We start from the raw sequence: 11,970 nt of genomic DNA, 5'->3' as shown, positions 1-11,970 counted from the left end.
CGTTGAGAAAATTTCTTGCAATAACAGATGGTGCTTTGCAGGAACTGGTCAATAATTTTATTTCCTGTTTGCCTTCGTTCTTAAAGGGTCGCCTCAAACTTTCGCCCTGCGAAAGTTGAGTTAAAATCTTAATATGTTGTATATAGAAACACCCCTATTTTATCTTCTACATTAACTTTAATTTTACAACAATAAAATTTCAATTATTTTTGAGGAGACATATGCCCGAAAGAGGAAGAAACAACCCGGCATCACAAGGTCTGTACTGCTCCTGTTTTTATGCTTGAGTCTGAGTTATGTCAGGACCTACTCTACTCAAGGACGGCTGCTCGATCTAATTTAGATACAGCTAATCCCAATTTATGGGGGAGGGGAGGGAAGGGAAGAATCGTATTTCTTTTAGTGTTTTATTTTTCAGAAACAATCTATTACTCAACTCACAAGACTAAAATGCTTTTGAAACTATTCTTAAAATTTGAAAAATCTAAATATTTAATAGCCCAATTACTAATTGATAGGCGCTCTATATCTATAAGTTGTTTAAAAAGAATATTTACATCAGGAGCCGAAATTTCTTTCAGATCCTTAATAACAATGCCAAGCCTATTGGTAATCACCCATTCGTCATAGTCTCCAATACCGGCAGTCATCAAAACAGGCAAACCCACCGCCAAGTATTCCGCTAATTTAGTTGGTGATGCTACCTGGTTAATTGGACTCCTTATCCTACAAACTAATCCGATATCCCCAGCTGACAAGTACTTAGGCATATAATTATGGTTCACTTCCAAAACTTTAGCAATCGATTGTAAATTGTGTACACTAAATAAAGCGTTTAATTTTTCCGAGTCAGATGATAAAAATAAAAATCTTACTGTTGGAATATGCTGCTTGCATAAATTCATTAAATAAATGATCCCTTCAATATCCACCCATGGGGCAATAATACCTGAATGTACAATAATGATGTTATCTTCCCATCCGAAACTCTGACGTATACGGGATCTAGCTTTTTGATCAAATTTAAATTTTTTCGTATCAACACTGCATGGCACAATCACGGAAGGTTTTTTCTTAAGGAAGGGATATCTTTCTATCATGCATTTTTGTAAAGCTTGACTCACGAAAATTAGACCATCAACCTGTTTAAGCATCGTGCTCTCTATTGCTAACAATACTTTCTTCTTCAGACCAAAAACATAACATAATTTTTGAACAATTTCCTCTAGCCATAATCCATGTACGTCAAGAATTATTGGTAGCTTCCATCGTTGTCGCAAAGCCAAAGCTATAAATAAAGAATTAAATGAATGAACTAAAATAAGGTTGTAAGATTTTGTAAAATTTACAGGCCAGGTCCCCCAACGAAGCTGATAAATATTTCGTAACAAATTTGTTATTGAGCTTGTTCTAGGAACACCGACCTCTAAATAATCCTTTTGGTTATTAACTACTTCCTTATCAATGTTCGGATCAAAAATTAACCAATCTCCTGGAGACCCGGTTGTCATCTCCAATAAGCGACGTATTAGATTAACACGTACGCTAAACCCATTATTAGCATAATACTGTCCATAGACAACCGAAATTACAGATAGAGAATCCAATTTCTATCTCCTTTTGTTTTCTTACTAGTTATTACTACGTCGACGAAATGAGTTAAATATTGTTTCGCCATTCGTTCAGCATTATATTTTTGTACAATCAGTTTTCTGGCTCTCTCCCGATCTTCTTCTGAATATTTTCTTTCTGTCATTTCAATCATAGCATTAGTGAGGTTCTTACAAAGACTTTCATGCTCACCATTTGCCCCCAAAATAATCCTGGCTACATTATTAAAATAAATATCACTAACTTCTGCAACAGCAGGAATCACTATACCAAACCCACTTTCATCAATTAATTCTTTTGCTGAGCCAACATCTGTTGCAATTGTTGGTAAACCAAAGTAAAGCGCTTCTGCTAACGCTAGACTCCACCCCTCCCATAGCGATGGAAGTAAGAAAGCATCTGCGGCTGAATAAAATCTATATGGATTCTCTTGGAACCCAAGAAAAAGTGTATTATTTTGGAGACCAAGTCCTTCAACTGTCTGCTTTGTTAACTCATAATACTTCTCATCATTGGCTGCTCCAAGAAAGGCCACCTTAACATTAGGACATTGCGTCATCATATTTGATAAAGCTCTGACGATTTGATGCTGCATCTTATGAGCAAAAAAGGCAGAAGTGCACAAAAACAGGAAATCTGTTGCCTGAACACCTAATTCCCTGCGGATCTCTTCCCGCTGCTCCTTATAATCATGTTTAGCTAGCTCTTTAACATCAAGTCCATTTGGAACAACAAAAAGACGATTTACTGATAAGCCCAAGCGTATATCAGAATATTTAGCCACACTTTTAGAGACACAAATATATCTTGAGGTTAACGAATCCAATTGGCGATAGTGTTGAACCTGTTCAGGATCAAACCACGCATAACTGTTGTGTATTGTTTGAACAACAGGAATTCCTAATTCGCAAGCAATATCTAAACCAAATGTTGAATAATGAGCATTAACTAGATCAATGTCTTCTGAGATTAACATGTTTCGGTATTTCTCTCTATCATTTTTTAAATTAATAACTTTAATTCCCGTCTCAGTAGCTCTTCTGGAGTAAACACCAGTATAGTTGGTAACACATACTAGTGGCTCAACATTCAAATTTCGAAGACATAGGGCCAGATTATAGACAACTCCTTCCAATCCCCCCTTATCAAAATGGTCAACCTGTAAGACTACTTTTAATTTCCTTTCGCTAAACTGCCAAAGGCGAAGATTTCTATAACCATTGTTTTTTTCTATTATTCTTCTTGTATCGTGGAGTTTATAGAAAAGGCGGATATTTGACGCTGTTAAAATTAGCTTCAATGATTGTTCTGAATTTGAAACAAAAAATACATCATCCTTGAATATCTTTGCACGGAAAAACCCTTTATCATCACGGGCTAAGCAAATGTCAATCTTCCCCCAAACACTATCAGTTACTTCGTATGGAATAAATGCATCGGCACTCAGTATAAAGACAACACATATATTTTTTTTCGGATAAAAGTCTTTCAATCTAGCTAAAGAATGCTCAGAAATTATCACAATCTGCTTTGTAAAATCATCTAAGTTTTTGTTTAAATCGTCGATTGAATATACCTGATTATTTTTAAACCAAGGTTTATCAGTATCTATCAACCATTCTTTTGATACTTCATCTAAATAAATATTAAATGGTTTTTCAAAAAACTCTCTACGTTGTTTATCAAAATCCATAAGGCGATCAACGCGTTCAAAAATTCCTAGTTCCTCAGCTTTTGCATTTAAAGTATTATCGTGGACACGATATTTATATAGGAGTTCGTCAGTTCCAAGGTGGGCTATTTTAAATAAACTATTAATCCGCATCCAATAATCATAATCTTCAGCTCCCATTAAAAATTCATCGTATGCGCCGATAACCTTGGCGACCCATGCTCTATACATAAAACAGGGTCCTATAAAATTATCTTTCACGATATTTAGTTGTTCAGTTGATCTTGGTAAGCGAATTATTGAGGAATCCCAACTTTCTCGGTTATGCGGTCTAAAGCGGTGGTCTTTTAATGGATTTCCGACATCATCAATTGCGATGTAGTCACTATAAACCATTGCAATATCAGGGTGCTCCTGAAGAAAATGCACATGTCTCTCAAGGTGCTGTGGTAACATGATATTATCGGCTGATGTCCAAGTCAAAAATTCACCTTTCGCATGCAAGAATCCTGTGTTTAAAGCTTGTGGTAACCCCTTGTTTTTTTTGTGATTAATAATCTTGATCTTAGGATGTTGTAAAAATTGTTTTAAAACAAATTCAACACCATCAGTTGAGCCATCATCAACAATAATCAACTCATAATTGTCATAGGTCTGCCATAATACACCCAAAATTGCCTCTCTTAACAAAGTCGCCTGATTATACACTGGTAGTACAATGCTAACAAGACCTTTTATGCCTATTCCAAATCGTGAATTTAAACATTCATTTAAAATAATTTTGGGGACAACTTTCAAGTTAACATCGGTATATCTTTTTTGCATCAACTTTATACGGTATGCTCGAAGTTTCCATTGAATACTATATGGAAGCATATACAAACACACCTTGGCAAGTTTAATAGAAACGTTTCTTAATAAATTAACTAAAGACGTTATAGGATTAAACGCATTATTTTTTGTATGTTTACCTGTTACTAACATATTTCTTTCCAACTAGCAATTTTAATCTTCCGAATTTTTACTAATTGACCAGGATTAGGCCTAATGTTTACACGAATGTAATTTAAATTGCCTTTGAGTTCTTGAGGTATCTGTTGCATAATGTACATCCGCTGGTTAGCAAAATCAACTCGCCTACCTGAACCAACCATTTTAAGTAGCTTATTCTGTTGATCATACCAATCAAACTGAACATAAACATCCGCGCTATTATCAAATTCACAAGTAATTAAACACGAAATACGGTCTGCCGATGAACTTGGGTAATACCTATAACAAATAAATCTGCTGTAAGTAGAAATAATTTCATCGCTGACTGAGTTCCTCTTGTCTTCAACAATCCAATTATTATCAGATCCCTGAGAAATAAAGAAAAATCCCTCGGACAATTCATTTTCAGCTAAAACACCTGTATTTTCACTTTCCTCTAAACACTTGAGCTCTATCTTCGGATGTTTTGCTCCCAGTTCATAAGCCTCCTTTATCACGTTTTTAAGTTCAGTAACATGCTTTTGAGGAGAAAAAATGGTTTGAACAACTTCTCTAACGTTCGGTTCTTCTTCTAAATTTAAGGCATATTCAATTTTCTCTACTAAATCATCAACATTTTCTGAAGAAAAAAGGATCAATGGTTCAGGCATCCCATTGTTTCTTGCAATCTCGTTAATAACCGAATGTCCTGGAATGTCTGAGGCAACAACTCTAATATTACTGGCAAGTGCTTCAAGAACAGCCAAAGGGAGACCTTCTATCCGAGCTGCTGTTATATACAATTTATATTCCCTATAAGCAGACGCCGGATCACTTAAAGGCCCTCTAAAATCAACATTTAATCTAAGCTGCCTGGCCTTTTGCTTCAAGCTTTCTAATTGGTCACCTGCACCATAAAAACGCACAATAATGTTAGGATATCTTTCTGCTATTTTAGCCCACGCTTCCAGAAAAATATCTATACCTTTAGTCTCATAATAACTTGTTATTGCCCCAATAACATTTTTTTCCACAGGTTCTCCAGGCTTGAAATGTTCAATATCAACACAATTTGGAACAAGTCTAACGTCAACATCAAAGTTATCTTCAAGATACTCTGCAACATATTCAGAATGAGTGACAACAAGCGTAGGTACAGATTTATCACATTCAGATGTATCAATTCGATGAACAAATTCTATTGAGGGCAGACCTGAATCCTTTATTGCCTCAACTGCCCAATCTAAAGGCCAATGATAAAGTACAACATCAAAATGTTGCAACTGATCTCTCAGTTCTTCATACGTCGATACATAAGTATAGGAAAATGGACATGTTTTTACTGGATCATTAAGACCACCAGCTACAATTACTGGCGCTTTAAGGCCATAGCTTTCAAGTTTTATTAAAGTCTCCACCCCTCCATGGTACGCATTTCGAGTAACTATTACCGTCTTAAATCTCTTTTCATTACATCGATTCTTATCACAGTCGTTGGGAATATCGGTAGACACGAAAGAATTTACTGGTTCTGTTATCCAATTATTTCGCTTAAGTATTTCAAGCCATGCTGTTTTCCATCGTTCAAGGGAAAAAGCATGCGATGAAATAACGCCATTTCGTTGCAAACGCTTTCTCTCTTCCGTGTTCTCTATAAGTTCATTAATAGCAGTAGCAATAGCTTGTGGTGTAGGATCTACTAATCGGCCATTAATACCATCATGAATAATATCCGGAAGCCCACCTACATTAGTAGCAATTACAGCACATCCGGAAGCCAATGCCTCAATACACGATAGGCTAGTTCCTTCACAAGCTATAGTAGGAATAACACAAATGTCAGCTTTACGATACCAATCAGGCATCTCTTCAAATGAAGCACTAACGTAGTGTAATCGAGAATCAAACATACAAAGGTCTTTAATTAATTTAGTATCCTGTTCATCACCTTCGCCAACCCAATATATTTTTACATTCTTACTATGAATACGCTTTAATATTTCTCCCAATATACGACTACCCCTATTAATTTGACTTCTTCTAGGGAAAATAATAGTTAGTAAATCATTTACACTATCTTTATCTTCTCTCGGATAAAAGAGACGATGATCAACAAAATTTGGAATATAGGTCATCTTAGTAGCCAGTTCAGGCCATAAAGAACGTATTACGTTGATAGAATTAGTATCAACGCTGACAATAGTTCGTGGGTTTTTAAACGCATTATAAAGATATCTAAACCACTCTTTTCGCCTAAACTTAGCCGTTGGATAATTATCATGGTCAAACCAAATTCCATGGCAAATCATAATTGCGTCGGGTCTCATGCGAGTTGCTGATAGTTCAGGCATATTATAGATAACATAATCATAATTAAGAGAGATATCATAAAATGAATTTGACGCACCAAGATTGAATTCTGAATAAAACTCGCCATGTGGTATTGCTTGTACGCTGAATCCATGGTAGTCACCTTGAAACTTATTAGGCGCCAGTTGGTATAAATCTACTTCAAAGCCGTTCTCTCTCAATAATTGGGCAATATTTAGACAGTATCGCTCACCCCCACCGTATCGTGGCCTTTGATCATTCCAATCAAGTAGTTGGTTTGTAAAATAAGCCACTTTTTTCCCTTTCATTCCATCTGTTCGGAAGGTGATACGCCGATTTTCAGGTACAATATTTTCTATCTCTGGAAGAAGTGGTAGACTAAGATTTTTTTCCATTTTTAATTTAAGAATGTTATCTTGCATTAATTGTAGATTATGGTATACTAAGTCAGTCTTCCAATAATCCGTCAGAATATTTCGTTTGCCCATAAGATAGACAAATAATTTCTTTAACACAGCAATTATTCTGGAATACGAACCGGAGAGTAATTCATCTTTTAATAAACGTAAAAAGCGTAATATTTTATAAGAGCGTGATATATATAGTTGAGAAAGATCAGAACTAACCCGTTCGGCCAGCTGAATACATTCGTTAATTATTGTTATATTTTTATCATTAACCTGTTGGTATTGCGTTATTGTTGTTTCCAAAGTTTTTAATTTGTTTTCATATTCATATAAGCACCGATTTAAGTCATCTATTTGTCTCTCATATTCAGTAGCTTTTTGTTTATACATTGCCTCAGATATTAGCAACTTATCCCTTTCGCTTTTCCACTCTTTTTCAGATTCACTTAAACGTTGGTTTAATTCCTCTATTTGTTTCTCATAAGCAATTTTTTGTTCAAAAGCAGCTTGTTTATGCATGGCCTCGGAAACTAGTAAATTATCCCTTTCATTTCTTAGAATATTTACCTCCTCTTTAGGAACCATTAATCGGCGAAGCTCTGATTCTACCATAAAATGCCTTGCTCTTTCGCATTCAATAAGATCCGATAAATATTTAGAATTTTTTATCCATTTTAGCATATCAGCATAATATAAGTTCAAGCCTCTTAGAAACATTTTTCTACCAGTAGACCCAAAGCTATCATTACGCATTAGCGGTTCATATTTCTCCCAAGCCCTTCTTAAATTATTAAAAAAAGCAATACCATCAAGAGATGGGATAACATCCGTTCGCCGCTTTAATAAAACTTGATGCATAGCAGCCGCCATTTGATTAGGTTCATCTTCTGCTAAAATTTTTATAATTTCGTCTAAACAAGATTCGCTCCACTCAGCGCAAAGAGAAAAAGTATATATTAACGTAAATACACTGAAACACCAGACATCAGTTTCAATCTGAAATGTCCCTTCACTTAGATTCCCTAAATCAACCCAAACTGAATGTTTGTCTAAAATTAAGGCATTATAAGGAAATGGATCTCCATGCGCTAATCCTTTACCATGGAGAAAAGCTAGGCCCGAAGCTAATCCAGCCATCCATTGAGCCCAAGAATCATAATCAACCCCTTTATTCTGTGAAAAAATATCAGGCTCCTTCAGTCTCCAACGTTGCCATGGTGGTGTAGTATTTGCATCTACCAGAGGTATTCCCTCTTGTATTGTAACTAGGGCCATACACTCACAAATCTTATTTATAGACATAATATTTGAACATTTATGACCAACAAGCTTACTCCACCTTTTATGAGCATTATTATAGTCTTGTGGTCCTAGAACATGCTTTTCAGTTCTATTTACACTTGGAATTGGTATTATCAATTGGGAAGTAGATTCCAATAATACAGCCAACCATGTGCCGGGAGTCTGACCATTCCTAACATAGATAGCATCATTTGGCAAATGTCTTAATAAGCAAGTTTCCGAACAGAAACTCACCTTAATGTCACTAAGTTGATATTGTAGGGTCGCCTTGTCAATAGAGTTATTATTCCGCAGGTACAGTGGCATGCTGTAATCACCTTTCTATTCTTAATAACTGTCTAAGATATCCATTAGGCCCAATCGTTGTTCCTATTTCATATAATTTGTATGTTGTAAAATTATTCACATACTTCCGAAGCATATGATAACCATATCCAGAGGCGAAACCTGGCTCTTCAAATGGACATTCATAATATATTGCTTTTCTAAATGAAGTGAAAAGTTTATTTAATACTTTACTAATCTGTGTTTCAGTATATTTATTAATTCCGCTTTTGGCATATCCTGATTCCCAATGATGAGCGACTGATAGAAGTAAGATAATATCCCATACATTGGTGTCTACATCACAAAACTCTAAAATCCCTTGCTTTACCAGATTCAATCTTGTATTAATTTGGTTAAGAACGGGAAACTGTAGTTGCTCATATAGCTCTTGGATATCAATCGCAAAATTGTCGAGACCCGTAACTGTATTCCCAACCGCAGCCAAAGATATTGAAAAAAGTCCTGTATTACATCCTACATCAAGTATTTTCAACCCGTTACAACATCCAAATCTTTTCGTACAATCCAGTACGATTGTCAATAATCTATCAAACCCCAACCGTTCATAAGAAGATTTATCAATACTTTCTATATACGTTACTAAATCTCTCCACGATTTGGCGCCTATTATTTGCCACAATTTAGTTATATCTATATGAGGGAGGTAACTATACAAGCAAAAATCCCCCTTTTAAAATTTGATGATAATCTATCAACAATGTTTTATAGAAATATGCCCCTGTACATCAAAAATCAGAGGTACAACACGGGAATTAGTATTAATTACTTCAAAAATAGCAGCATTAAATACCTTATCTACGTACTCTCCTTGAACTGGCATTCTGTATCCCAACGAAACTGAATACTTTCCTGGTCCTAATTGAACTGGAAAAGTAAAGTCAATAACGGACATTGTTCCAGCTTGTTTAGCTGGATAAATCATATTATTAAAAAATGAATTTATTGCAAATAAATCAATTCCTTCTAGAGTACGAACAACAATTCCAACTTCCCCAGGAAACTCACAATCCTCAAGATGATATAACCACACACGAATTACACAAGGTTTACCCAACTCAACACAAGAAGTTTCTTTGCCATCTTGAAAAACCGCACACTCAACATATCGTGCTTTTCCATTCCCAAATCTTTCTGTGATTCTACGCTCGAAAGGTAACATACAAATTGAATTATAATTATATAATAAAGTATCTTTCTGTATATCATTTCTTGAATTAATTATCCCGATGGATTGCTCCTGTTTACTCCTCTCTTCCAAATTAAGAGCATAATATCTATCTATAACATTATCACTTGTACCTACCATCTCAAGTTTTCCATTATGCAATAGCACAGCCCTTGAACACAATGCTTTAATAGTAGCCTGAGAATGTGAGACAAGAAGAATTGTACAACCTCGAGCACAGAGTTGATTAATTGCACTCATACACTTCGCCTGAAAGAAATGATCACCTACACTAAGCACTTCGTCAACAATTAGTATTTCTGGATCCATATGAATACTGACCGCAAAAGCTAATCTCGCAAACATTCCACTCGAGTACGTTTTAACCGGTTGATCAATAAAATCTCCGATATCAGCAAAGGCCACTATATTTTCATATTTGTTTTCCATTTCTTCACGGGAAATTCCCATAATACTTCCATTTAGAAAAACATTTTCCCTTCCACTAAATTCAGGATTAAAACCACTCCCTAACTCAAGTAAAGCCGCTATACGTCCGTTAACCTTAATTTCGCCCTCAGTAGGCATTAATGTACCCGCAATAATCTGTAAAAGAGTACTTTTCCCCGAGCCATTCTTTCCGATTATACCCACTATCTCACCTTTTCTTACTTCAAAAGACACGTGCCTTAATGCCCAGAATTCTTTATAATACTTTCTGTTTCCACACAATAATGCCTGCTTTAATCTTTGGCTAGGATGTTCATAAATTCTATAACATTTCCCAATATTACTTACTCGAATTGCAATTTCGTTGTTATTACTCATATTGCCTCCAGCCTTATATCACATCTGCAAAAGCCTTTTTGCTTTTCATAAACCATAAATAGCCTAATTGCATTATAATTAATGAAGCTATTGTTACAATTCCCCAGGAAATCCAATTCGGCTCCTGACCCCACATCAATACACTTCTAGAATCCTCCACAATTACAGTTAAAGGATTTAATTTCATTGCAAGTTGATAACTTTCTGGTACTGCAGAAATTGGATAAAAAACAGGTGTCATAAAAAAGAGTACTTGGGTTAGAAAACTAATCCCATGTATTAAATCTCTTATAAATACCCCTAATGATGAAAATAACCAACTTAACCCCAAGCTAAAAAAAATAATTGGAATAATAATAATTGGAAACATAAAAATTGTCAAATTAATTTTATGAAGATAGAGTACAGTAACAATCTCAAGAATAATTAAACTTATAAGCGCATGAATCAGGGCTGAACCCAAAATAGAAACAGGTAATATTTCTAATGGAAATATTACTTTTTTTACATAATTAGGATTAGCGATCACCAAGCCTGGTGCTCTGGTTATACATTCACTAAAAATATTAAATACAATTAATCCACAAAAAAGTGTTAAAGCAAATTCAGCTTTATTATCACTTGTTTGTAATCCCCATTTAGCCTTAAATACGACACCAAAGACAAAAGTATATACAACTAACATTAATAATGGATTAATAATTGACCAAATAATTCCAAGGTAGGAACCTTTATATCTGTTTTGTACTTCTCGCAACGTGAATTGCCAAATTAATTCGCGGTAAATCCATAAAGTAATTATTATATTTATAGGATTTAAAAATCTTAGTGTTTCTTTATTAACACACACCACTTAAGTTCACCTTGTTCAATAATACTATTTATATTTTAATCTTTACTAACAATAAAAAAGATATTTATACCTTTCAAAAACAATAACCCCAGCTCATCAAAGAAAAATGAATTTTTAACTCAAATTTTATCCTACGAAAGTTAAGTTAAAATATTAAGTTGTCCCTTACCGCAGAACCTCTAACTTCCGCAACTCCTCATACCCCTTGGCCAATTCAGGCACCAGGTTCTGCGCCTGGGCCAGATACTCTTGCGCCTCTTGGGGCCGGCCCTGCTTGTCGCGCAGGACGGCCAGCCACAGGAAAGCCTCGCCTTTGGTCTTTTCGTCGGACAGGGCGGCCTGGAGGTTGTCGCTGGCCCCGGCCCAGCGGCCCAGCAGGTACTGCGATGCCCCCACGTTGAGTTTCACTGCCGGTGTGGGCTCCATCAGCGGGGCCACGTTCCATAGCTTTTTCTCCGTATCATTCAGCGCGGCCATTTTA

7 protein-coding genes are annotated in these 11,970 nt (G+C 35.6%); all 7 read right to left on the bottom strand.

The annotated features are described in order from the left end of the window. Positions 1–437 precede the first annotated feature (437 nt). Positions 438–1,607: a glycosyltransferase gene (locus tag HPY74_17005; GenBank protein ID NSW92338.1), complete on the bottom strand. Its 1,170-nt coding sequence runs from the start codon at positions 1,605–1,607 to the stop codon at positions 438–440. After that, positions 1,589–4,279: a glycosyltransferase gene (locus tag HPY74_17000; protein NSW92337.1), complete on the bottom strand. Its 2,691-nt coding sequence runs from the start codon at positions 4,277–4,279 to the stop codon at positions 1,589–1,591. Before HPY74_17000 ends, HPY74_17005 begins: the two co-directional genes overlap by 19 nt. Then, positions 4,261–8,601: a glycosyltransferase gene (locus HPY74_16995; protein ID NSW92336.1), complete on the bottom strand. Its 4,341-nt coding sequence runs from the start codon at positions 8,599–8,601 to the stop codon at positions 4,261–4,263. The genes HPY74_17000 and HPY74_16995 overlap by 19 nt, the downstream gene beginning before the upstream one ends. A gap of 7 nt (positions 8,602–8,608) precedes the next feature. Further along, the gene (locus HPY74_16990) at positions 8,609–9,298 is read right to left on the bottom strand and encodes a methyltransferase domain-containing protein (protein NSW92335.1); all 690 of its coding nucleotides are present in this window, start codon (positions 9,296–9,298) and stop codon (positions 8,609–8,611) included. Positions 9,299–9,334: 36 nt separating this feature from the next. Then, positions 9,335–10,636, bottom strand: a complete 1,302-nt coding sequence (locus HPY74_16985; GenBank protein ID NSW92334.1) for an ABC transporter ATP-binding protein — start codon at positions 10,634–10,636, stop codon at positions 9,335–9,337. Between the two features lie 13 nt (positions 10,637–10,649). Then, positions 10,650–11,486: an ABC transporter permease gene (locus tag HPY74_16980; protein NSW92333.1), complete on the bottom strand. Its 837-nt coding sequence runs from the start codon at positions 11,484–11,486 to the stop codon at positions 10,650–10,652. A gap of 168 nt (positions 11,487–11,654) precedes the next feature. Next, positions 11,655–11,970, bottom strand: a 316-nt coding sequence (locus HPY74_16975) for a tetratricopeptide repeat protein (GenBank protein ID NSW92332.1), incomplete at its 5' end; no start/stop codon positions are given.

The organism is Bacillota bacterium (assembly GCA_013314855.1).
Lineage (GTDB): Bacteria > Bacillota > Clostridia > Acetivibrionales > DUMC01 > Ch48.
This window is presented reverse-complemented; position numbering and strand designations above follow the sequence as displayed.